This is a genomic window from Stenotrophomonas maltophilia group sp. RY12688 (genome assembly GCF_052149045.1).
In the GTDB taxonomy this organism is placed as follows: domain Bacteria; phylum Pseudomonadota; class Gammaproteobacteria; order Xanthomonadales; family Xanthomonadaceae; genus Stenotrophomonas; species Stenotrophomonas sepilia.
Map to the genome: position 1 here is coordinate 2,669,922 of NZ_CP197389.1, position 23,847 is coordinate 2,693,768.

Below are 23,847 nucleotides of genomic sequence, written 5' to 3' on the forward strand. Positions count from 1 at the left end.
CCGGCTCCGGAGCCATTTTACCTCGACGGGCTGGACGCTGTGCATTGCGGGTGCTGTGCCTAGTCCGGCGCCATTGCGCGCCTGATTGCAGCCTCCGCCAGCGGCGCCATCACCGCATAGCCCTTCGTCGTGGGATGCACGCCATCCTCGGCCAGCTGCGGATCCAGCCCTCCGGCGGCATTGGTCATCGGCGTGTAGTAGTCCAGATAGACCAGCTGCTTCGCATCGGCATAGCGCTTCAATGCCGCGTTCAATGCGCGCACCTTGGGAGCAGGTGCCGTGCCCGGCAACCACGGGTAATCGCTGACCGGCAGCACCGATGCCAGTACCACGGTGATGCCATGTGCGCGTGCCAGGTCCACCATCGCGTGCAGGTTGTCTTCAATCATCGCCTGCGTGGACGGGCCGGTGTTGCCGGCAATGTCGTTGGTGCCGGCCAGGATCACCACCACCTGTGGCTTCAGGGCCAGCACGTCCTGCGGGAACCGCACCAGCATCTGCGCCGTGGTCTGGCCACTGATGCCGCGGTTGAGCCAGCCCTTGCCGGGAAAGAACGATGCGCTGCCTTCCCTGCCCCAGCCTTCGGTGATGGAATCACCGTAGAACACCACGCGTGGTTGCCCCGGTACAGCGGCAGGCAGTCGCGCGTTGGCGTCGCGATAACGCTGCAGTTGCGGCCAATCGGCCAGGCGCTGCTGCATGAAGCGCACTTCGTCCGCGCGCAGGCTTTCGACAGGCTCCAGCAGCAAAGGGTTGATCGCGGGCATCTCGGCCGCCACCCCGTGGGCGCTCAGCGCGATACCGATGGCAACTGCGGCCAGGCCGCCGGACAAGGAACGCATGGGGTCTCTCCCTTGAATGTCCGGGCCAGTCTAGCGCGCGGCCCCGCGCTTACCGCGCCGCCGACCGCGCGGCCACGCCGGTCACCTTGGCCGGCATCCACATGCCGGGCGTCCAGCCACTGGCAGCCAGGATTGCCTTCGGGTTGTCCTGCTGGATCAGCGCACGCACTGCATCGCGCTTGTCCTTGGCCTGCAGGTAATAGGCCTTGGCGATGCGGTAGCCCACCCAATACCCGAGGTCATAGGGCTCCTGCGAACCGGGCTTGTAGTTGTACAGCCACGGCGACAGATCGGTACTGTCCACATCCAGCGCAAAGGCGCTTTCAATGTGGACCTCGCGGCCGCGCGTCCATGCCGCATGGCGACTGTTGCCGACGTTGCCGGAAATCAATTCGGCGATGAATTCGGCGATGCCTTCGCCCAGCGAAACACGCAGCACCGTCGCATGCGGGTCGCCGGGCTCGAAATCGGTCAGGCCGGTCTGCTGGATGTGCACGTACTCGTGCGCGATCACGTGCACGAAACGGTCCTGCACGTTGGGATTCATGAAATCGGCTGCACACAGCGCTTCCAGGCCGATGATCACCCCACTCTTCGAGGTCAACCCGACCGGCCGACCACGGCCGACCGCAAGAGTCACCGGAGGAAACGCGGCCTGCGGATAGATCGCCTGCAGGTTGCCGAACACCTGCACCAGGCGCTGCTTCACCGCCGGCAGCTCCGCCAGGCAGCTGCGGCCCTGCACATACACCCCGGGCTGGCTGGCAATGGCTTCGGCCATGCGTTCGGGCGTGACCCGGCGCGCCTTCGCCAGTTCACTCAGGCCCGGACTGCCTTCGGCCAGGTAACCGGCCAGCTGGGCGACGCTGGGCTTGCCGCCGGTGCTGTCGTAGAGCGCGTAGAAGCGGCTGGCATCGGTGGTGAGGATCTGCGGCCCCGGCGGGGTACCCGCCGACGCCACGCCGACCGCCCCGGCACAGGCCAGGGCAAGCAGGCAACGCAGGAAACTGGACATCGCTCCGTCCTTGGTGGAGTGCATGCGAAGCGCGCAATCTATCACTCCGCCCCGGCCACCGCAGCGGGCACATGCAGGCCCTTCGGGGCTGTGCCAGACTCACTCAGGCACCTGCCATGGATGATGGAGCACCGCACGATGATGATCGTTCCCGCGTACTGGGCCGAAGCCCGCCTGCAGGCCCGTTTCCGTGGCCGGCCGGTGGTCGTGCGCCGCTTCGGCTGGTCTGACGAGGGCCCTGCCGAGGCCCAGGCTCACGCCGACCGCCGTGCCAACGAAGCACTCAATGCCATCCTTGCCGGCCAGGTGCTGCCGCGACGCGAAGTGCGCAGCAACTACGGTGTGGAAGGTGTACCTATCCGCGAGCAGATCGTGCAGCGCGACGGCGACGTCATCATCACCCGCAACAGCTATGGTGCGTTGTGCCTCAACAGCCCCGACGTGCTGTTTGCCGACATCGACCATGCGCAGCCACCGGCCGGCTGCGTGATACCGGCCATCGTGGCTGCGATCGTGCTGCTTGCCGGCGCCGTCATCGGCACCCTGCTCTGGCACTGGCTGGTGGGCCTGGTACTGGGCGTGGCGGCAGTGCTGCTGGTCAACGCGACACTGTTGATGCGGCGGAAGCAGCGCCTGGCCGCCGCCGGCGGTGCTGAAGGGCTTGCGCTGAAACGCGTGGACGCCTTCAGCGAACAGCATCCCGATTGGCACCTGCGTGCCTACCGCACACCCGCCGGACTGCGCGTGCTGGCGATGCATGCCACCTTCTCGCCCGAGGACGAGCAGCTCCAGGCATTCTTCAAGGCACTGGGCACCGACACCCTGTACGCGCGCATGTGCCGGCTGCAGCATTGTTTCCGTGCGCGACTGACACCGAAGCCGTGGCGCGTCGGCCTGAAGTACCGCATCCGGCCGCCGGTGGCCGCGTGGTCAGCCGAACAGGCCAACAATCCGGATCGACTGGCCTGGATTGCCGAGTACGAAAAGAAGAGTGCCGGCTTTGCCGCGTGCACCTACCTGCGCAGCTTCGGCGACACCTCCCGGGTGCATGCCAAGGCCGAGCATGTGCGCGAGCTGCACGATCGGCTGTCGCACGCGCAGGACCGGTTACCGCTGGCCTGAACGCAATGAGCGCTCAGTCCACGCCCTGCACGAACGGCTGCCCTGCCAGGGTAGTGCCCAGCCGCACCGCGATCTGCTGACCTTCCTTTTCGAAGGTCGTCGCGCACTGCTTGGCGCCCCTTTGGCATCCGACTTCCGGAAAGCCCTCGAGTGACTCAGGCGCGCCCTGAACCGGACTCACCTGCCACCCTGCCGCATCCATGAGGCGCTTGGCCTTGGCATAAGGCATGCCGGCGACAATGCCCAGCTGCGCCAGTTCGGAGGGGAGTGATTGGCCATGCAGGCTCGGCGTCATCACCAGCGCCAACACTGCGACAACACGTTTGGACTTCATAGGTGAAACCCATGGCAGACAGCAACAGGCCTGCAGCGTATCGCAGCTTCCGCACGCCATGGCACCCGCATCACATATGGTTACGCAATCGCAACGGCCAATGACACGAGGTCACCCTCCGGATCCATCAGGTACTGTTGAGAACCGCCACGGGGGCCTCGCGTGCCACCCGCCGCACCGGTACCCAGGCGGCCAGCTGCGCAGCCTCTGCACCTTCCTGCCCGGCTCCTGCCGCATCACGGACTGCCGCGCAATGCAGGCAGGCCGAAACAGGCGATCAAGCCGCTGTACCAGCTGCGATGCCAGGCCCGTGGCCCGGCATCGGGCATTCCCTCTGGACGCTCCGCAGGAACTGGCGGACATCACGCTCGATATCGCGCCAGTGTGGCAGCAGGTTCTGACGATACCTGATGCTCAGGTGGACCTGCTTCAGATTGGCATCTTCCAGCGTCGCCTCGCAGAGCGGCGTCCAGTGCGGAGGTCGGTACTGCGGCCCGGTCATGCAACGAATCAGCACGTTGGGCGTTGCCCCGATCGCGAAGGTATCGGAATAATTGATCCGATTCCAATTGTAGCTCTTGGGCTCGGAAACGCTGGGCCGTGCCATCTCAAGTCCCAAGGTCTCATCCCATCCGAACTCGAGCGAAACCTGGTATGGCATCCCCCATGCCGGATCACGACCGAGCGCACGCTCCCGCGTTCCCTGCAACGAGACGATCTCCCCCGGTCCCCCTTGAGACATCCCAATCTCGATCCACTGTGAATCACCCGTTCCACCGGAGTGATGGGTGTTGTAATCGTCGCGGTTGGCTTTCGTACGAGGAGCCATCTCGGGCCAGCGCAACTGGAAGGTTGCACTGCGCAGGGTCGGCCCGCATGGCGTGATGCCTTGGTTATCAGCTTCCCGATCGAGCTCCCAGATCCAGACCGCCTGGGCTCTGGCATTCAGTGCAGTACCACCGATGACCCCCGTCAACCTTTCCTTGGCCCGCTCGGCTTCACTGCGTCCGCAACCGGCCAGTGACACAAGCAGGACGACCATCAATGCCCTCCGTGCCGGGCCGTCCATGACAATCCATCGCTCCCGATCCCGCATGCCGCTCCTAGATGCTGCCTGACGCTGCGATCATCCGAAAGGAGCTGACTCTCTGTCAATGTGCAATGAATTCAACGTGCAGGGTCTGACTCCCTCCTCCGATACGCCAAGGCCGCCCGGAGGCGGCCTTGGCGTTCTTTACTTGGCGTTCTTCACGTAGGTGTCGAACCAGTTCAGCATTTCCGCCACCAGCTGCTCGTTCGATTCCAGCGCGGTGTACCAGTGCGGTTCGTTCGGCAGCATCACCAGCCGCGTGATGCCACCGTTGCCTCGGATCGCCTGGTAGAGCTTGCGCGACTGGAACGGCTCGGTGCCCGGGTTGGCGTCGTCCTCGCCGTGGACCAGCAGCAGCGGCAGCTTGATCTTGTCTGCGTAGAAGAAGGGCGAGGCCTTCAGGTACACGTCCTGCGCCTGCCAGACCGAACGGCGTTCGTTCTGGAAACCGAACGGGGTGAAGGTCTTGTTGTACGAACCGCTGGTCGCCACGCCAGCCTTGAACAGGTTGGTATGGGCGATCAGGTTGGCGGTCATCAGGCCGCCATGGCTGTGGCCGGTCACGCCGATGCGGTTGCGATCGACCACGCCCATGTCCACCGCCTTGTCCACCGCCGCCTTGGCGTCAGCTTCCAGCTGCTCCAGGTAGGTGTCGTAGGCGTTCTTCGGGTCACCTACGATCGGGAACGAGGCGTTGTCGATGATCGCGTAGCCGGCCAGCAGCATCAGGCGGTACGGCTGCAGGCGGGTGAAGGTCTGCTGCGAACCGGACACCTGCCCCGCCTGCGCGGCGTTGGCAAAGTCGGCCGGGTAGGCGTACAGGATCGCAGGCACACGCTGGCCTTCCTTGTAGCCCGGCGGCGTGTACAGGGTGAACGACAGGTCCACGCCATCAGCACGCTTGTAGGTCACCAGCTGCTTCTTGATCTGGCGCACTTCCGGAGTCGGGTCGACCAGCTTGGTCAGCGCGGTGGCGGTGGACGCGAACTGCGCCTCGCCGGTCTTCGCATCGGCCACCGCCTCACCCTGCTGGCGGATGAAGGCATTCGGCGGATCGATCACCGACTGGTGCCAGGTCAGGTAGCGCCCAGGCGTATTGCTGAAACCAAGGAACTGCTCGTAGGCATCGGCGCTGCTGCGGAACAGGCGCTCGCTCTTCAGCGTGCCCAGGTCGAGGCGGTCGAGGAACGGACGGTCGCCCTGCGGCGAGGCGCCACGGCCGCTCAGGAACACGTGATCGCCCTCCCGGCGCACGACCTGCGCGCCATTCGGCAGGCGGGTGAAGACCAGGTTGCCGGGGTTGCCGTACAGCTCATCGCTGGACATGTCCCACAGCAGGCGGCCTTCCTTCTTCGGCTGATCCACATCGACGATGCGGGTCTGCATCCAGTGGCGGTTCTCGTCGTTCTCGTACTGGAACGCCACGGCCGGATCGGCAGTCCACGCGAAGCCTTCGAAGCGCTGTGCGGTGCGGGCGATCTCGACCGGCTTGCCGTTGAACGGCGCCTTCAGCATCAGCACCCGGTCGCGATGCGGCACGTTGACCTTCCAGTCGCCCTTGTCCAGCGCTTCGGCATAGACCAGGGTGGCCGGATCGGTGGCACGCCAGTCGAAACCACGCGGGCCTTCCGGTACGCCGTGCACCGGCACGCGGTCGGCCAGCGGCAGGCTGGCGATCGGCGTGGACTTGCCGCTGGCGATATCCAGCACGGCCACGTCGTTGGCGAAGCGCTGGTAGGTCACCGCATGCGAGTACGGCGCCTTGATCGATTCGGTCAGCACGTGCACGCCATCGGGCGCGGCGCTGACTTCGTTGAACAGCGCCGGCTGCCCGACCGGACGCACGCTGTTGGCGGCAGTATCAACCACGGCCAGCTGCGAGGCGCCGTAATAAGCGAACAGCTTCTCGTCATGCACGCTGGTCAGCGTGTCGCGGGCTTCGTAGGTGCTGCTCTCGCCACTGCTGCCCAGCGACTCCTGTGCATCCGGGCCGGTCGGTACGCCACCGTTGGACGGTGCTGGGCCCTGGTTGGCCGGCACCAGCTTCACCAGCAGGTTCTGGCTGCCGCCCAGCCACTGCACGGTATAGCCGAAAATCGGGTTCAGCTGGACGTTCGGCACCTGCTTCACCTGGCCGGTAGCGGCATCGCCCACCCACAGCTGCACGCTGGTATCGACCGCGTTCTGGAACGCAAAGTGGCTGCCATCGGCCGACCACAGCGCGCCGGTGGCACAGCCCTGCGGCAGGTTGACCTTGGTCTGCTGGCCACTGCCGATGTCGACCAGGGTGAAGTCGGCCACGCAGGCCGGGATGCCATAGCCACCGGGGGTGTCATGCCGGCTGCGGTTCTTCGGTTCCAGGCGCACGCCAGCCAGCTTCAGGTACGGCTGGGCGACACGGCTGATCGACGGGTAGGTCTGCGCAGTGGTCAGCAGCAGGCGCTGGCCACCCGGGGCCACGTTCGGCGCCGGCGGCGGCGGTGCCTTCAACACCTTGAGCAGGTGCTCCGGCGGCTTCGCGTAGTCTGCAAGCGCCGGGCCAGCGGCCAGCAGGCCGAAGGTGGCAACGGCAACGGCCGCCGCCAGAGAGGTTCGACGGATGAGCATCCTTATCCCCTGGGTGTGAATGGGTACCCGGAATCGGGCAAGGTCCCGAATCTAGCACCGCAGGGGTTGTCGTGAATGGGCCGGAAGGGCTAGTGGCCGGATGGGGCAAAGTGGGACACGCCCGGAGAGGCCGGCAATGGACCGGCATCTGCCAGGCGTGGTCTGTCGTCACTGCTGGGCGTGCAGGTCCCAGGCAGTCAGGTAATCGGGGTCGACCACGATCATGCCACTGTTCCGCATGCGGTACTCGCCGGGCTCGGCGGGCAGGTACTGGTCGAGCATCGGCGGCAGATAGCGCTCATGGCCGTCATTCTCGTCCGCCAGCACCACGCCTTCGTCGGCGCTGATGCGCAGCACCGTACCGGCGTATTGTTCCAGCCCCTGCACCTGGCCGTCACCGCCATAGCGGGTGACGCCCACCAGCACCACCTTGCCGATCATTTCCTCGACCTTGGCATCGTCCAAGGGCGGCAGCATGGGAGTGAATTCATCGCTCATCGGTGCACCTCCGTAGCCTGCTGGACATCGTGGATGAGGTTTCCGCTTCGCAGTGCGCGTCGCTGGCAGCCGAGCAGGTGCCCAGCCCGAAGCCTCGGCATCGAGAGTGCCAGTGCGCCCATGAACCCAAGGGTTCCTGGAGCACGATGCTGCCATCGCGGGCGGAAGGGACAGGTGAAGGCCGAAATCGGTCCTCGCCGATCAGAGGGTTGTACCTGCACCCACGCTAGAATGCGCCCATGCGCACCGTACATGCCCTCCGCTACATCACCCCGTTACGGGAAGGCGGCTCCCTGCCCGCCGTGGTCGAGACCGACGACGACGGCATGGCCGTGCTGAAGTTCCGCGGCGCCGGCCAAGGCCCGAAGGCGTTGATCGCCGAGCTGATTGCCGGTGAGATGGCACGCACGCTGGGCCTGCCGATTCCGGAAATCCTGTTCGTCGAGCTGGACCGCGAGTTCGCCCGCACCGAGCCCGACCCGGAAATCCAGGAGCTGATCCGCGCCAGCGAGGGCCTGAACCTGGGCCTGGACTACCTGCCGGGTGCGATCAATTACGATCCGGCGGCGATGCCGGTGGATGCAGACCTGGCCTCGCGCATCGTCTGGTTCGATGCATTCACCAGCAACGTTGATCGCACCACGCGCAACCCCAACCTGATGGTATGGCACCGCAGGCTGTACCTGATCGACCACGGTGCGGCCATGTATTTCCATCACGACTGGGCCAACGCCGGCGATGCCTGCGAAAAGCCGTTCGTGCTGATCCGCGACCATGTGCTGCTGTCGTTCGCCAGCCGCATCGCCGGGGTGGATGCCGAACTGGCCGCGCGCCTGAGCGATGCCGAGATCGAGCGCATCGTCGGCCTGGTGCCGGACAGCTGGCTGGTCAACGAGCCGGCATTCGACAGTCCGCAGGCCTATCGCCAGGGCTACATCGACTATCTCAAGCATCGCCTGAAAGTGCGTGCGGTGTTCGTGCAGGAGGCCGTCCGTGCCCACGCTGCACACGTATGACTATGCGGTCATCCGCGTGGTACCGCGGGTGGAACGCGAGGAGTTCATCAACGTCGGAGTGATCGTCTCCTGCCCCGGCGCGCGCCATCTGGAAGCGGCCATCGAGATCGATCCGGCACGCCTGCACGCGTTCGCTCCAGCGCTTGATCAGGATGCGTTGCAACCGTGGCTGGATGCGATCGTGGCCATCTGCCGTGGTGACGCCAGCGCCGGACCCATCGCGCAGTTGCCGGCGCGTGCGCGCTTCCATTTCCTTACCGCCAAGCGCAGTTCGGTTGTGCAGATGTCGAGCACGCATGTCGGCCGCACTGCCGACCCGGCGGGTGTGGTGGAACACCTGATGACGAAGATGGTGCGGGTACCGGCACCAACCGAGCAACATTGATTGGGTAGAGTCGACCGCTGGTCGACTGCCGTTCGCGGGAAGCAGGCGCACCGTCTTCGTGGCCGTACCGGTGCTCCCTACCCTCGCCCTGCACCACGAAACCAAGCCATACCAGCCCTTGTGGTTCTGCGCCGTGGTGGCCCGCTGCAGCAATGCAGGTGAGACCAGCGCTCCGCTTTGCAGGCCTGGGCGAGCTTCATCTTGTCCGGCGTTTCAGCGCCCACGATCTGGAACCGCTTCACCTGCCGCAGATTGGCCAGGTCCATGACGGTCGTCACCCCAGCTGCATCCACGCTAGGGACTCTGCCGCAACACCTCGACCGTGACGGCGAACGCCTCGATGCGATGCCATTCGATCCGCTCATACGGCAGCGATTCCACACCCAAGCCGATCTGGTACCGCACCGCTTCCTCGGGCGCGGCGAAATCCCGCGATTCGTGCTGCGCTGTGGCCAGCACATAGGCAATCTGCCGATGGTCGGTAATGCCGTTGTCGATGCTGGTACGCACGATCATCTCGACCGACTGGTCCCGGGTCAGGCCGAAGCCCACCCCACCTTTTCCATAGCCTTCGCTCATCCTTCAGCTCGCCAGTTCCGGAACGCATCCGTTCGTCGGGGGAAGACCTACTTCAGCAGGTCCGATTCGGTAGGGGCCTCGCCCCTGCAGGTGTCATAGCGGCGCTGCAGCAGCGTGCGTGGCCCGGTTCCGCGCAGCTGGATGACCTTGTCCTCGCGCTCGCACGGGCTGACCTTCGCGCGCAGCACGAACCGCCCATTGTCGATATGGTCGATGTCGCGCCCGCCGATGGCCGCTTCCAATGCCTTGGCACGCACATAGCGGTTGACCTTGGCGTCGAACAGGTAGAACGCATGCGCCGGAACGTTGTAGACACCGTTGTTGTCCTGCCACACCTGCAGGTCCGGCACGCCATCGCCATTGAAATCCGAAACGGTCAGCAGCACGGCCGCCGCACCCTGGGCATCGGCGCCAGCGCGGGTCAGGCGCGGCTGCACGCCCGTGACCGCCACGTTGCGCCCGCCACGGGTCACGCCCATGCTCCGCACCCTGCAGGTCGTCACGTTGTCGGTGCCGCCGCAGTCGGCCACCTGGAAGACCACCTGCAATGCAGGCGTGATCCTGCCCTCGCCGGGCCGCAGGACGATCCTGCCCTGTTTGTCGGGCGCGGCATCGGCGGTATGCACAGCGGCCTGCGCCGGCGCCGGGGCCGCCCTGGCTTCCGCCACCAGCGCCGCCGCACCGCCGCCCTGCAGCTGGCGGGCACGCAGCAGGGTCATGTGCGTGCGGCATTGCTGTGAATCCAGCTGGGCAACGGCCGTGCTGCCTTCCGGGCAACGACTGTCGCGCTGGCGCAGCCATTGCCGCTGCAGATCGCGCAGCACCTGCTGATCACTGGCGGTCAGCGTGGAGCGCGCCGCACTGTAGGCGGCGTTGAGCGCATCGTCGTGCACCTTGAATTCAGCGTCGACACAACGACGACGGGCGTCCAGTGCGGTGACCGCGGCCGCCATGCAGGGCGCATAGGCAGGGCTCAGAAAGCGTGCATCGCCGGCAATCAGTTCGGCACCACTGGGCACCTTGCGTGCGGCGGGCTGGGGCTGCGCCTGAGCGCTTGCCCACAGGCAGGGGCCAAGCAGAAGCAGTCCTGCCAGCAACCGGGTGCCACGCCCCGATAGGCGTTCAGAGTTCAGCATGCGTTTCCTTCCCTGGGGGGGTTGGCCGGCCCCGTCCTGTTCCGATGATGGATGCTGCCCGGTCGCCAGCGCAACTTCGGCTACAGCGGTCACAGCCCCGCGTGCGTGTTCAGGCCGGCGATCGCTAGTTCGGCAGGGCAAACGCCATCACGTAATCGCCGTTCGGGGTTTCCATGAAATGGTGGCCGCCGGCCATGATCACCACGAACTGGCGTCCGTCCTGTTCATACACCATCGGCGTAGCCTGCCCGCCCGCGGGCAGCGCCGCGTGCCACAGCTCCTTGCCGGTCTTCAGGTCGATGGCGCGCAGCAGATCATCGGTGGCGGCGGCGATGAAGATCAGCCCGCTGGCGGTTACCACCGAACCGCCGTTGTTCGGCGTGCCGATCTCGATCGGCAGGCCGGAACGGATGCCGAACGGCCCATTGCCGCGCGCACTGCCAAACGGACGATCCCACAACAGCTTGCCGGTGCGCAGGTCGATGGCACGGATGCCGCCGTAGGGAGGCTGCTTGCACAGCAGACCCGTGAACGGCAGCCGCCAGCCAGCGTTGACCTGGATGCCATACGGCGTTCCCACCTGCGGATCGCCGGCCCCCTCGCCACCGCCCCTGTCGGCACGGATTTTCTCGCGCGGCAGCCAGCCCAAGCGATCGGCTTCGGCACGTGGCACCAGCCGGTTGTAGTTGGGCATATCGTTGTAGTTGGCCACGATCACGCCGCGGCGCGTATCGATGGAAACACTGCCCCAATCCGAACCGCCGTTGTAGCCGGGGTATTCGATGGAATGGCGATCACTGCTCGGCGGCGTGTAGAAGCCTTCGTAATAGGCCTTGCGGAACTGGATGCGGCAGATCAGCTGGTCGATCGGGGTGATGCCCCACATGTCGCGCTCGGTCAGGTCATGCTCGCGGCGCAGCGTGTGGTACAGCGAGAACAGCTGCGTGGGTGAGCGCTGTTCCGGTTCGACACCGCCGACCGGCACCTTGCGCTCTTCGGCAGCGGTCAGCAGCTGGCCGTTGCGGCGGTCGAGGATGTAGAGATCACCCTGCTTGGTCGGCAGCAGGAGTGCCGGCACCTTGCCTGCCGCCGTCGGGTAATCGATCAGGCTGGCCTGCGAACCCAGGTCGTAGTCCCACACGTCCTTGCGCACGGCCTGGAAATGCCAGGCCGGCTTGCCGGTGGCCACATCGATCGCCACCAGCGACGTCGCATAGCGGTTCTGGTTTTCCGTACGCGAACCACTCCAGTAGTCGGCCGCAGAATTGCCCAGCGGCAGATAGACCAGCCCCAGCGCCTCATCACCGGTCGCGGTGGTCCACATGTTCGGCGTGCCACGCGTGTAGGTCTGCCCATGCGGCGGCAGGCCGCTGCGCTCGGGCTGGTCCATGTCCCACGCCCAGCGCAGCTTGCCGGTGATCGCGTCGTAGGCCTGGATCACGCCCGATGGCGCGTCGCGGCGCTGACCATCCAGCACCTGGTGGCCGGTGACGATCACGCCGCGCACGATGGCCGGGGGCGAGGTGATCGACACATAGCCGGGTGGCACCTCACCCATGCCGAGGGTGATGTCGACCTGGCCGTTGTTGCCGAAGTTCGCGCACGGGCGACCACTGTCCGCATCCACCGCGATGATGCGCCCGTCCAGCGTGCCTTCGATGATGCGCGCCCAGCACGCCGGACGACTGCCCGGTGCAGCGCTGCGGCTCACGCTGGGTGGCGGCTCGGGCAACGCCAGATCGGCCGCGGCATCGGCCAGGGTGGCATCGGCCAGGATCGGCGCTGCCGGTTGCTCGTAGTAGCTCACACCACGGCAGGCCGCGGTGTACGGGATCGAGGCGTCCTTCACCTTCGGATCGAAGCGCCACACTTCCTTGCCACTGGCGGCGTCGAGCGCGATCAGGCGGTTACGGGCAGTGCACAGGTACAGACGGCCGCCGATCTTCAGCGGCGTGGTTTCCGCACCCCAGCGCTTCTTCGGCAGGTCACCGGTGCGGAACTGCCAGGCCAGCTGCAACGTGGCCACGTTGGCCGGGGTGATCTGCTGCAGCGGCGAATAGCGGGTGGCGGCATTGCTGCGGCCCCACGCCGGCCAGTCCCCTTCGGCAGGCAGGTCGGCCGGTTGCAGGCCGGTGGTATCCCGCGTGGGTTCCAGCCCGGCGCTGGCCGCGCCTTCCGGGAACGGCTGGTGGCCGTCCACTTCGCCGTGCGGCGCGAACGCCAACCCGAACGCCGCAACGAACACCAGCATCAGGACGCCCGCCACGCTGCGCGACAGGCGCTTTGAAACCGGTTCGCGAAGGGTCGGCGCGAGCAGCGCCAGCACGATGCCGAGCGCGGTCACCAGGCCCAGCCGCGGCACCCAGCGCCAGTAGTCGCTGCCCGATTCCCACCAGGTCCACAGCAGCGTGCCGACGAACACCAGCGCATACAGCAGCGCGCCGCTGCGGCGATTGCCGAACAACAACAGGCCACTGGCCAGAAGGCCGGCCCCGGCGATGGCGTAGTACGCAGACCCGCCCAGGCTGAGCAGCCACGCGCCGAGCCCGCCGATGACCAGGCCGAGCACGACCAGCAGCAGCGACAGCACGGTAACGAGAGGGTGCCGGGAAGCGCGGACGGGAGCAGGAGCGGACTGCGGCGTGGCGGACATCGTCGATCTCCGGGGGCAGCATGCGTCGTTATCCCACCGCCTGCGTGAAGCGCGCGCGTATGCGTGGCATCCGGATACGACGACGCCGGCACAGGGCCGGCGTCGTCGGGTGCCTCAGGCTCGCGGCAGGATCAGTCCTGTGCGGCGTCCTCGCTGCTGGCCGCAGCCGGGGCGCTGTCGGTCGTGGCCGGGGCGGCGACTGCCACCTCGTCCTCGTCCTCGTCGATCGAGGCGTCCATGCGCTCCACCGCCTGCAGCTTCTCGTCCTTGGACAGGCGGATCAGGGTCACGCCCTGGGTGTTGCGGCCGACGCGGCTGATTTCCGAGCCACGCGTACGCACCAGCGTACCGCCGTCGGAGATCAGCAGGACTTCGTCGCGGGAGCCCATCAGCACTGCGGCGACCAGCTTGCCATTGCGCTCGGTGGTCTGGATGCCGATCACGCCCTGCGTGCCACGGCCCTTGCGCGGGTAATCCGGCAGCGGGGTGCGCTTGCCGTAGCCGTTCTCGGTGGCGGTGAGGATGTACTGCACGCTGGCGTCGTCGGCACTATCGATCACCGCATCACCCGTGGCGGCGGCTTCCTCGACACCGTTGTCGTCCTCGTTCTCGTCCTCGATGCCACCGGCACTTTCGGCCACGATCAGGCTGACCACTTCCTCGCCGGCCGGCATCCTGATGCCACGCACGCCGGTTGCGGTACGGCCCATCGAGCGGACTTTGTCCTCGCCGAAGCGCACGGTCTTGCCGTTGGAGGCGAACAGCAGGATGTCGCGCTGGCCGTCGGTCAGGCCGACGCCGACCAGCGCATCGCCCTCATCGAGGTTGATCGCGATCTTGCCGCGGGCCAGACGGAAGGCGAACTCGCCCAGCGGGGTCTTCTTGACCGTACCGTTCTTCGTGGCGAAGAACACGAACTGGCCATCGGCGTACTCGCGCACCGGCAGCACGGCCTGCACGCGTTCGCCCGGTTCCAGCGGAATCCAGTTGATGATCGGACGGCCGCGGGCGTTGGAACCCGCTTCCGGCAGCTGGTAGACCGGCAGCCAGAACACCTTGCCCGAGCTGGTGAAGGTCAGCAGCGTGTCGTGCGTGTTGACCAGCCACAGCTGTTCGATGAAATCCTCTTCCTTGGTCGCCGCCGCACTGCGGCCACGCCCACCGCGGCGCTGTGCGCGGTACACGCTCACCGGCTGCCGCTTCACGTAACCGGCATGCGACACGGTGACCACCACGTCTTCCGGTGCGATCAGGTCGAGGATGTCCAGGTCTTCTTCGCTGTGGCGGATTTCGGTGCGACGTTCGTCGCCGAACTCGGCCTTGACGTTGACCAGCTCCTCGCGGATCACCTGCAGCAGGCGGTCGGGATCTTCCAGGATGTGGATCAGCCCGGCGATCACTTCCAGCAGCTGCTTGTACTCGTCGGTCAGGCGGTCCTGCTCCAGCCCGGTCAGGCGGTGCAGGCGCATTTCCAGGATCTGGGTGGCCTGGATCTCGGTCAGCTGGTAGCCGCCCTCGATCAGGCCCACGCCCTTGGGCAGGTCTTCCGGGCGCGAGGCTTCGGCACCGGCGGCACCCAGCATCGCACCGACCAGGCCCGGCTCCCACACGCGCGCCAGCATGCGCTCGCGTGCTTCGTTCGGGTTCGGCGAGGTCTTGATCAGTTCGATCATCTCGTCGATGTTGGCCAGCGCGACGGTCAGGCCTTCCAGCACGTGGGCACGGGCGCGCGCCTTGCGCAGCTCGAACACGGTGCGGCGGGTGACCACTTCGCGGCGGTGGCGGACGAACGCCTCCAGCATCTGCTTGAGGTTCATCAACTGCGGGCGGCCATCGACCAGCGCCACCATGTTGATGCCGAACACCGATTCCATCTGCGTCTGCTGGTACAGGTTGTTCAGCACAACCTCGGCAGATTCACCGCGCTTGATCTCGATGTAGATGCGCATGCCGTCCTTGTCGGACTCATCGCGCAGCTCGCTGATGCCTTCGATCTTCTTTTCCTTGACCAGCTCGGCGATCTTCTCGATCAGACGCGCCTTGTTCACCTGGTAAGGAATTTCAGTGACGATGATCGACTCGCGGCCATTGTCGGCCACTTCGATATCGGCCTTGGCACGGATACGCACGCGGCCACGGCCGGTGCGGTAGCCAGCGACGATGCCGGCGGTGCCGTTGATGATACCGGCAGTCGGGAAATCCGGGCCCGGGATGTACTCCATCAGGCCGTCGACGTCGATCTCCGGGTTGTCGATCAGCGCAATGCAGGCGTTGATCGATTCACTCAGGTTGTGCGGCGGGATGTTGGTCGCCATGCCCACCGCGATACCGGCCGAGCCGTTGACCAGCAGGTTCGGGAACCGGGTCGGCATGACCGTCGGCTCCAGTTCCTTTTCGTCGTAGTTGGGCTGGAAGTCGACGGTTTCCTTGTCGATGTCGGCCATCAGCTCGTGCGCGAGGCGCGACATGCGCGCCTCGGTGTATCGCATGGCCGCGGCGGAGTCGCCATCGATGGAGCCGAAGTTACCCTGGCCATCGACCAGCATGTAGCGCAGCGAGAACGGCTGCGCCAGGCGCACCAGCGTGTCGTACACCGACTGGTCGCCATGCGGGTGGTACTTACCGATGACGTCACCGACGATACGCGCCGACTTGAAGTAGGGCTTGTTGCTGTGTGCGTTGAGCTCGTTCATCGCATACAGCACGCGGCGATGCACCGGCTTGAGGCCGTCGCGCGCATCCGGCAGCGCGCGGCCCACGATCACGCTCATGGCGTAATCGAGGTAGCTCTTGCGCATCTCGTCTTCCAGGTTGACCTGGATGATTTCCTTGGCGGTTTCTGCCATTCGGGTTCCGTTGTCTGGTAGCGGTCCAGTCCGGCGCAACCCTCTGCGGGAGGGGGTCGTGCCGGAACCTCGATTCAACCTGTGGATACTACCACAACAGGCCGTTTTCCGCCTGCCTTTACGGGGATTTTACCGGCACAAATCAGGAACTTAGGGGCCCCACCTATCCTGTAGAGCCGAGCCCATGCTCGGCTGCGGCGGATTCGCTGGCTGAGCCGAGCGTGGGCTCGGCTCTACAGACATCCGCAACCCTGCCCGCCTCAACCGCCGAAGGCGGCGCGCATGTTCTCGGCGGTCGGGTTCAGGATCACCCCGCGCTCGGTCACGATGGCGTCGATCAGCTCGCCCGGGGTGACATCGAACACCGGGTTCCAGGCGGCAATGCCTTCGGCCACGGTGCGGGCACCGCCCACGCCATACAGCTCACCCGGGTCGCGCTGCTCGATCTCGATCTGGCTGCCGTCAACGGTCTCCATGTCCACGGTCGAGGACGGCGCCACCACCATGAACTTCACGCTGTGGTGGCGTGCGGCAATGGCCAGTTGGTAGGTGCCGATCTTGTTGGCGGTATCACCATTGGCGCAGATGCGGTCTGCGCCCACGATCACCCACTGCACGGCACCGGTCTTCATCAGGTGCGAGGCCGCCGAGTCGGCGATCAGGGTGGCATCGATACCGTCCTGCTGCAGCTCCCACACGGTCAGGCGTGCACCCTGCAGCCACGGCCGGGTCTCGCCGGCGAACACGCGCGCGATGCGGTGCTGGGCCATGCCGGCGCGAATGACGCCCAGCGCGGTACCGAAGCCGGCGGTGGCCAGCGAGCCGGTATTGCAGTGGGTCAGCACACCGCTGCCAGCCTCGATCAGGCCAGCGCCCAGTGCGCCCATGTGGCGGTTGGCCGCCAGGTCTTCCTCTGCGATCGCCTGCGCTTCGGACTCCAGCAACGCCTTCCAGTCGGCGCCGGCAGCGTTCAGGCAACGGCGCATCCGTGCCAGCGCCCAGGCCAGATTGACCGCAGTAGGGCGCGATGCGTTCAGGCGCTGCAGTGCCGGCTCCAGCTGCTGCAACGCGTGCGCACCGTCGGCGGCCTGCACCTCGCGCGCGGCCAGCACCACGCCCCAGGCGGCGGCAATGCCGATCGCCGGCGCGCCACGCACGGTCAGTGCGTGGATGGCGCTGGCAACCTCGTCACTGTCATGGCAGACCACGTGCTCGACCACGAACGGCAGCTTGCGCTGGTCCAGCAGTTGCAAGGCATCGCCGGTCCACAGGATCGGGCGGATGTGGTCGTAACGGGCGTAGTCGATGTCGGAGGCAGTGTTCATGGGCCCATTGTAGGGCCACGCCCCGCGTGGTTGGAGCCTGCCCCGGCTCAATTCACCGAGAATTCGGCGCGGCAGCCGCCATCCACCCAGATCCCGTTGCGGTTCCAGCCCCAGGTGCTGCCTTCCTCGCAGGGCGTGCTGGACAGCTGCTCGGAGACCACAGCACCCACCGAGATGCTCGCGCCGCAGAAGCGGCGCTTCTTCGACTTCGATTCGCAGGTCAGGCGGCGCGGCACATCGACGAAGCGGCCATCCTCGTCGGCCACCTCGAAATCGCCCTGGCAGCCACGGCTGGTCCAGACTTCATTGCGCTTGTAGCCCCATCCCTGGCCTTCCCGGCACGGCAGCACCGACAACTGGCGAAGCAGGCGCACCGGCGCGCCATCCAGGCGTACCGGGCAACTCTGCGGACGGCCATTGGATTCGCAGCGCACCACGCGGCGCACCAGGCGCTTGCCTTCCGTTGCCGCAGGTGCCACACCCTGCGCACGGCGCGCCCGGAATTCGGCGCGGCAGCCAAGGGTGACCCACACGCCGCTGCGGTCGGTGCCCCACTCGCTGCCGCGGATGCAGCTGTTGCTCGAGAGCTGGCGCACCAGATCGACGCCGTTGGCTACGTCGATGTCGCAGTGCACCCAGCCCATGTCGCGGGACTCGCAGGTCACCACTTCATCGTCGTAGCCCACCTGCTGGGCCGACGCCGGCGACGGCAGCCAGGCACCCCAGAGCGCAATGGAGTACATCGGTGCAGCGACAACCGCAAACCACTTGACCAAAGCCTTCCCCAGCAGGAATGGATGAACTGCATGCCAGTGTCCGGCATTGGCCGTGATAAAAGCATCATCCCGCTTGCCGACGCAAGCGCGCAGAACCCGCGTTTCGTTCAGCCTGGGATGTTCAGCAACGCGCGGGCGTCACGCGTGGGCAAAGTCGTAGGCCAGCACATCGGCAATGCGTGGCGTGCGGTTCATCGCCATCAGCAGGCGATCGACACCCAGCGCCACGCCGGCACAGGCCGGCAACGCTGGCAACGCCGCCAGCAGCGCCTCATCCAGTGGCGGCTGCACCTGCCCGCGTTCGTGGCGGCGCTGCTGGTCGCGCCGGAAGCGGGCGCGCTGCTCGTCGGCGTCGTTCAGTTCGTGATAGCCGTTGGCCAGCTCCACTGCACCCAGGTAGAGCTCGAAACGCTCGGCCAGCGGCGGCGTGCCGGCGCGGATGCGTGCCAGCGCGGCCTGGCTGGCTGGCCAGTCATGCACTACGGTCATCACCGCGTCGTCGAAATGCGGCTGGATACGATGGGTCATCAGCAGGTCGAGCCAGTCATCACGGGTCAATCCGACCGGGTCAATGTGCACCTCGCCCAACGCGGCACGCAGCGTGGACTCATCCGCCTCGAACGGATCCACGCCAAGGTGCTGCTGGAACAGCTCGCGGTAACTCAGCACGCGCAGGGTCGCACGGTGTCCAACCAGGGCCAGCGCCTGCCCGATCAGCTCGGCGGTCTCCTGTACCAGCCGATGGTGGTCCCAACCGACCCGATACCATTCCAGCATGGTGAATTCCGGGTTGTGGCGACCACCGGCCTCGCCATTGCGGAACACCCGGCCCAGTTCGTAACAGTCGCCCACGCCGGCAGCGAGCAGGCGCTTGAGCGGATACTCCGGCGAGGTGCGCAGCCAGCGGCGGCGTCCGCCGGCATCGACATGGCCGGTGAAGTCGGTATGGAAGCTGTCGATGTTCGGCTCGGTGTTGCCCGCGACCGACAGGATCGGCGTTTCCACCTCGAGCACATCGCGCTCTGCAAAGAAGCGGCGCACCAGCGCGTTGAGCGCAGCGCGCTGCTGCAGCGCGCGCAGCAGGGCCTCGCTCACAGAATGCCCTCCGGGCGCGGATGGTCGAGCGGCAGGGTCAGCAGATCGCGCGTATCGTCGATGTAGCCGCTGGCCAGGTACAGGCGTCGGGCCAGTTCGTTGTGGTGGTTCACTTCCAGGCGAAGGCGGCTGACGCCACGACCACGAGCGCGCTGTTCGCAGATGGCCAGCGCCTGCTTGCCGCGGCCACGACCGCGCGCGCGATGGCTCAGGTACAGCTCGTCCAGCAGCATGAAGTGGCCGCCCTGCTCCAGGCTGAAGCCCATCGCGATCACCGCGTAGCCGACTACCTCGCCCGCCTCGTCCATCCACAACAGCACTTCGCCATTGCGCGGATCGGCCAGCAGCGCGTCCACGCCGCGACGCACGCGCGCGTCATCGAAGTCGATCCTGTCTTCGGCGTAGAACTCGCGCATCAGCGCGATCAACAGCTCCTCGTCGGCACGGGTGGCCAGGCGGAAATCCAGCGGGGCGGTCTGCATCGGTGTTCCTTTGTGTTTCATGCCGGGCGCGGGGACACCCGGCGGGATCGTCACTCGTGTTCGGCCAGATAGGCCAGCAGGCGGTCTTCGTCCCACACCGGCACGCCCAGCGACTGCGCCTTGTCCAGCTTGGAACCGGCTTCGGTACCGGCGACCACGAAGCTGGTCTTCTTCGAGACGCTGCCGGAGACCTTTGCACCGAGGGCCTCCAGGCGCTCCTTGGCGGCATCGCGGGTGAGCTGGACCAGGGTGCCGGTCAGCACCACGGTCTGCCCATCCAGCGGGCCGGCCACGATCTCGGCCAGCGCCGGTGCCTTGGCCAGGATCTGCTGCATCGCCTTCTCGGCTGCCAGCAGCATCGCGCCATGGCCCTCGCTGTCCAGCCACTGGGCCAGGCCACGCGCCGTGTCGTCCGGTAATCCTGCGTTGACGAACTGCCCATGCTCGGCGTCGAGCACCGCCTGGGCACCGGGCAACGCGGCCACCAGTTTCTCCGCGCGCAGGCGGGTGATGCCGGGAATCTCTGATTCGACCAACAGCTGCGCCAGGTCCAGCCCCTCGCGCAGCCTGGCGCTGGGCGCGTGCACATCGCTGATGCGGACTTGGCCGACCTGCAGCAGGTCATCGATGGCCTGCTGGTTGCCCTGCTGTTCGAAGAAGTGGCCGAGCGACCGCGCCACTTCGCCACCGATGTCCGGCACGCGCTTGAACAATGGCCACGGCAGGTGGCGGATCAGTTCCAGGTCACCGAACCACTGCGCCAGCGCCTTGGCCGTGCTCTCGCCCACGTGCTCGATGCCCAGCGCGAACAGCAGCCGTTCCAGCGTGGCGGCACGACTGGCGTCGATGGCCGCGATCAGGTTGTCGGCCCACTTGGTCGCGATCTTCTTCGTGTTCCATTCGAAGCGGGCCGGCTGCGCCAGCGCCTGCGCGCGCCAGCCCGGATCGTTGCCGTCCAGCCTGAGCACCGCATTGAGCACCGCGCCACTGCCTTCGGCCGGCAGGTGCAGCTTCAGTGCGGCGGCCAGCGCCGAGGGATCTTCAGCGTCCAGCACCAGCTTCAGGTGCAGCAGCTGGTCACGACTGAGCCGGTACAGGTCGGCCACGCTCTTGACGATGCCAGCGTCGACGAGGGTTTCGATGTATTTGTCGCCCAGGCCGTCGATGTCCATCGCGCGGCGAGAGGCGAAATGGGCGATGGCTTCCTTGCGCTGCGCCGGGCAGGACAGCTCGCCCGAGCAGCGCCATGCGGCCGCCCCTTCCTCGCGCACGATCTCCGAGCCGCACACCGGGCAGCGCGTCGGCATCTGCCAGGGCGTGGTGCCCTGCGGGCGGCGATCGAGGATGACGCTGACCACTTCCGGGATCACGTCGCCGGCACGGCGCACGATCACGCTGTCGCCGACGCGCACGTCGAGGCGTGCGATCTGGTCGGCGTTGTGCAGCGTGGCGTTGGACACGATCACGCCGGCCACGGCCACCGGTGCCAGCCGCGCGACCGGTGTGGCCGCACCGGTGCGGCCGATCTGGATCTCGATCGCCTCCACCGTGGTGCTCTGTTCCTGTGCCGGGAACTTGTGCGCGATGGCCCAGCGTGGCGCACGCGAGACAAAGCCCATCGCCTGCTGGCCGGCACGGTCATCGAGCTTGTAGACCACGCCATCGATATCGAACGGCAGGCCGTCGCGGCGCTCGCAGATATCGCGGTAGTAGCCGAGCAGGCCGTCGGTGCCTTCCACCACCTTGCACAGCGCGCTGACCGGGAAACCCCAGGCGCCGAGCTGCGCCAGCGTGCCCGAATGGGTATCGGGCAGCTCGCCGCCCTGCACTTCACCGGTACCGTAGGCAAAGAAGCTCAACCTGCGCTGCGCACTGATCTTCGGGTCGAGCTGGCGCAGCGACCCGGCCGCCGCATTGCGCGGGTTGGCCAGCACCTTGCCGCCGTGCAGGCGCGCACGTTCGTTGTATGCCTCGAAATCGGCACGCGCCATGTAGACTTCGCCGCGCACCTCCAGCACGTCCGGCCAGTCCTTGCCGTGCAGCCGCTTGGGAACATCGCCGATCTCGCGCAGGTTGGCGGTCACGTCCTCGCCGGTGCTGCCATCGCCGCGGGTCGCGCCGAGCACGAAATGACCATCCTCATAGCGCAGGCTGATCGCCAGGCCGTCCATCTTCGGCTCGGCCGAAAACTGCAGGCTGCGGCGGCCCAGGCGTTCATCGATGCGGCGCACGAAATCCGCCACTTCCTCATCGCTGAAGGCGTTGGACAGCGACAACATCGGCACCGCATGGCGGACTTCGGGGAAACGGCCGGAGGGACGCGCGCCGACCTGCTGGGTCGGACTGTCGGCCCGGGCCAGTTCCGGATGTTCGCGCTCCAGTGCTTCCAGCTCGCGCACCATCCGGTCGTAGTCGATGTCGGGGATCTCCGGGGCGTCCAGCTCATGGTAGGCGCGGTTGGCCTGGGCGATCTGCCGGCGGAGATCTTCGGCGCGTTCGGCGGGGCTGGAGCTCATCGGAATCCGCTGGTTCTGGGATGGCCGGGGATTCTACCGCGCCCGGCCGTCAGGCCCTGTAATGCCCCCCCTTCGCAGCGCCGAGCCATGCTCGACGGGCGCCCCCCCTGCCCTGGTGGATGCCTACCATCTCCCCGCCCCGGCAGGTGCCCAACCTTGGTTGGCACACCTGCAGCCGACCATGGCTCGGCACTACAAAAAGCGGGCTTGCCGCCCACCGCAACCAGCGCTAGCGTGCGAAGGCTACTCCTCGGAATCCCACCCGTGACCCTGCCTGCTTCCCGTAGACGCTTCCTGCAACTGGCCGGTGCCGGCCTCGCCGTCGCTGGCAGCGGACTGCCGCGGCTTGGCCAGGCCCAACCTGCGGCCGCCGTCGCCCCGGCCCCTGCCGAAGGCGTCGTACTGCTGAACTTCAACGAGTGCCCCTACGGCCCCTCGCCGGCGGCCCAGCAGGCCGCGCGCGACAGTATCGCCAGTTGCGGCCGCTACCGCTTCGCCCTGGCCGCACAGGTGCGCGATGCCTTCATCGAGCAGGCACGTATTCCGACCGACCACGTGCGCCTCTATCCCGGCTCAAGCGAGCCGTTGAACCGCGCCGCCACGGTGTGGACCGGGCCGCAGGCGGGATTGGTGGTGGCCGACCCGACCTTCGAGACCCTGGGCGAGGTCGCCGCTGCTCGCGGCGCCCATGTGCAGAAGGTGCCGCTGCGCGACGACGGCGCGCATGATCTGCGTGCGATGGCCGCCGCCGCGCAAGCGCGCCCGACCGGGCTGGTGTATGTGTGCAATCCGAACAACCCGACCGGTTCGATCAGCCCACCGGATGAGCTCGCCTGGCTGCTGGCCCACAAGCCCGCATCGACCCGCGTGCTGGTCGACGAGGCCTACCTGCAGTACAGCGAGCAGCCGAGCCTGATCGCGCAGGTTGCGCAGCGCGATGACCTGATCGTGCTGCGCACGTTCTCCAAGCTGTACGGCATGGCCGGCCTGCGCCTGGGCGTGGCGGCCGCACATCCCGACCGCCTGCGCGAACTGGCCAGCCTGGGCGACAACCCACTGCCCGTGGCAGCACTGGCCGCAGCACTGGCCAGCCTGCAGGATCCCCAGTTGATCGCGCAGCGGCGCCTGCAGAATGCCCAGGTGCGGCAGGCCACCATCGCGTGGCTGGGCAAGCGTGGTTTCAGCTGCGTCCCGTCGGAAGCGAACTGCTTCGTGGTGGATGTGCAGCGCGACGGTGCCGCCTTTGCCAAGGCGATGGCAGACAACGGCGTGATCATTGGCCGCAGCTGGCCGATCTGGCCACAGCGCGTGCGCGTGACCGTCGGCACCGAAGACGAGATGGCCGCATTCCGCCGTGCGTTCGCCAAGGTGGCCGGCGTACCGGCCTGACCCCGTTGGTGGGGGCGAACTTGGTTCGCCCCATCCACGCATGGCGTGGATCTGCTGTTGTGGATGCCGACCATTGGTCGGGGTGGATGCCGACCGTTGGTCGGGGTGGATGCCGACCGTTGGTCGGGGTGGATGCCGACC

The 23,847-nt window shown here is 66.8% G+C and carries 19 protein-coding genes; 4 read left to right on the plus strand and 15 right to left on the minus strand.

Features of this window, described 5'->3' with window-relative positions; translation table 11 throughout:
* Positions 1-59 precede the first annotated feature (59 nt).
* Entirely contained in the window at positions 60-842 is a 783-nt protein-coding gene (locus tag ACS0OT_RS12610) for an SGNH/GDSL hydrolase family protein (RefSeq protein WP_164092724.1), read from the minus strand.
* Positions 843-891: 49 nt separating this feature from the next.
* Complete coding sequence (locus tag ACS0OT_RS12615) at positions 892-1,857, minus strand: DUF2268 domain-containing putative Zn-dependent protease (protein WP_065196069.1); 966 nt, start codon at positions 1,855-1,857, stop codon at positions 892-894.
* Between the two features lie 138 nt (positions 1,858-1,995).
* On the opposite strand from ACS0OT_RS12615, the gene ACS0OT_RS12620 reads away from it, so the two are divergent.
* Positions 1,996-2,979, plus strand: coding sequence for a hypothetical protein (locus tag ACS0OT_RS12620; RefSeq protein WP_164092723.1), 984 nt, complete (start codon positions 1,996-1,998; stop codon positions 2,977-2,979).
* Positions 2,980-2,992: 13 nt separating this feature from the next.
* Here ACS0OT_RS12620 and ACS0OT_RS12625 read toward each other — a convergent pair whose 3' ends face one another.
* The 4 genes from ACS0OT_RS12625 to ACS0OT_RS12640 all read right to left on the minus strand — a co-directional run bounded on the left by ACS0OT_RS12625 (position 2,993) and on the right by ACS0OT_RS12640 (position 7,508).
* Positions 2,993-3,313 carry a hypothetical protein gene (locus ACS0OT_RS12625; protein WP_005417358.1) on the minus strand — a complete coding sequence of 107 codons (321 nt, stop codon included), beginning with the start codon at positions 3,311-3,313 and terminating at the stop codon, positions 2,993-2,995.
* 277 nt (positions 3,314-3,590) lie between these two features.
* Complete coding sequence (locus ACS0OT_RS12630; protein WP_235646232.1) at positions 3,591-4,355, minus strand: hypothetical protein; 765 nt, start codon at positions 4,353-4,355, stop codon at positions 3,591-3,593.
* Positions 4,356-4,547: 192 nt separating this feature from the next.
* On the minus strand, positions 4,548-7,010 hold the full coding sequence (locus ACS0OT_RS12635) for a S9 family peptidase (RefSeq protein WP_111127377.1): 2,463 nt from the start codon (positions 7,008-7,010) through the stop codon (positions 4,548-4,550).
* A gap of 168 nt (positions 7,011-7,178) precedes the next feature.
* Positions 7,179-7,508 (minus strand): hypothetical protein, encoded by a 330-nt coding sequence (locus ACS0OT_RS12640; RefSeq protein ID WP_061480047.1) that lies wholly within the window; start codon positions 7,506-7,508, stop codon positions 7,179-7,181.
* A gap of 239 nt (positions 7,509-7,747) precedes the next feature.
* Between ACS0OT_RS12640 and ACS0OT_RS12645 the strand changes: the two genes are divergently transcribed.
* Both ACS0OT_RS12645 and ACS0OT_RS12650 read left to right on the plus strand, forming a co-directional pair.
* The gene (locus tag ACS0OT_RS12645; RefSeq protein WP_065186184.1) at positions 7,748-8,524 is read left to right on the plus strand and encodes a HipA family kinase; all 777 of its coding nucleotides are present in this window, start codon (positions 7,748-7,750) and stop codon (positions 8,522-8,524) included.
* On the plus strand, positions 8,502-8,909 hold the full coding sequence (locus tag ACS0OT_RS12650) for a DUF3037 domain-containing protein (RefSeq protein WP_061480045.1): 408 nt from the start codon (positions 8,502-8,504) through the stop codon (positions 8,907-8,909). Before ACS0OT_RS12645 ends, ACS0OT_RS12650 begins: the two co-directional genes overlap by 23 nt.
* A 294-nt stretch (positions 8,910-9,203) precedes the next feature.
* Here ACS0OT_RS12650 and ACS0OT_RS12655 read toward each other — a convergent pair whose 3' ends face one another.
* The 9 genes from ACS0OT_RS12655 to ligA form a co-directional block, all read right to left on the minus strand.
* Positions 9,204-9,488, minus strand: a complete 285-nt coding sequence (locus ACS0OT_RS12655) for a hypothetical protein (RefSeq protein WP_442255837.1) — start codon at positions 9,486-9,488, stop codon at positions 9,204-9,206.
* A gap of 47 nt (positions 9,489-9,535) precedes the next feature.
* A complete protein-coding gene (locus ACS0OT_RS12660) occupies positions 9,536-10,624 on the minus strand; it encodes a lysozyme inhibitor LprI family protein (protein WP_442255838.1) in 1,089 nt (362 codons plus the stop codon).
* 124 nt (positions 10,625-10,748) lie between these two features.
* The gene (locus tag ACS0OT_RS12665; protein WP_442255839.1) at positions 10,749-13,277 is read right to left on the minus strand and encodes a membrane-bound PQQ-dependent dehydrogenase, glucose/quinate/shikimate family; all 2,529 of its coding nucleotides are present in this window, start codon (positions 13,275-13,277) and stop codon (positions 10,749-10,751) included.
* A 131-nt stretch (positions 13,278-13,408) separates the two neighbouring features.
* Positions 13,409-16,123, minus strand: a complete 2,715-nt coding sequence (gene gyrA / locus ACS0OT_RS12670) for a DNA gyrase subunit A (protein ID WP_065178624.1) — start codon at positions 16,121-16,123, stop codon at positions 13,409-13,411.
* Positions 16,124-16,383: 260 nt separating this feature from the next.
* Positions 16,384-17,448 (minus strand): S-methyl-5-thioribose-1-phosphate isomerase, encoded by a 1,065-nt coding sequence (gene mtnA, locus ACS0OT_RS12675; RefSeq protein ID WP_139727336.1) that lies wholly within the window; start codon positions 17,446-17,448, stop codon positions 16,384-16,386.
* A gap of 47 nt (positions 17,449-17,495) precedes the next feature.
* On the minus strand, positions 17,496-18,224 hold the full coding sequence (locus ACS0OT_RS12680) for a DUF3011 domain-containing protein (RefSeq protein WP_053497330.1): 729 nt from the start codon (positions 18,222-18,224) through the stop codon (positions 17,496-17,498).
* A 138-nt stretch (positions 18,225-18,362) separates the two neighbouring features.
* Positions 18,363-19,319: an EF-P lysine aminoacylase EpmA gene (gene epmA / locus ACS0OT_RS12685; protein ID WP_442255840.1), complete on the minus strand. Its 957-nt coding sequence runs from the start codon at positions 19,317-19,319 to the stop codon at positions 18,363-18,365.
* A complete protein-coding gene (locus ACS0OT_RS12690) occupies positions 19,316-19,801 on the minus strand; it encodes a GNAT family N-acetyltransferase (protein WP_053497333.1) in 486 nt (161 codons plus the stop codon). Before ACS0OT_RS12690 ends, epmA begins: the two co-directional genes overlap by 4 nt.
* A gap of 50 nt (positions 19,802-19,851) precedes the next feature.
* On the minus strand, positions 19,852-22,323 hold the full coding sequence (ligA, locus tag ACS0OT_RS12695) for an NAD-dependent DNA ligase LigA (protein WP_442256442.1): 2,472 nt from the start codon (positions 22,321-22,323) through the stop codon (positions 19,852-19,854).
* A gap of 258 nt (positions 22,324-22,581) precedes the next feature.
* Here ligA and ACS0OT_RS12700 point away from each other — a divergent pair, with 258 nt between their 5' ends.
* Complete coding sequence (locus tag ACS0OT_RS12700) at positions 22,582-23,706, plus strand: pyridoxal phosphate-dependent aminotransferase (RefSeq protein WP_442255841.1); 1,125 nt, start codon at positions 22,582-22,584, stop codon at positions 23,704-23,706.
* The last annotated feature ends 141 nt before the right edge of the window (positions 23,707-23,847 follow it).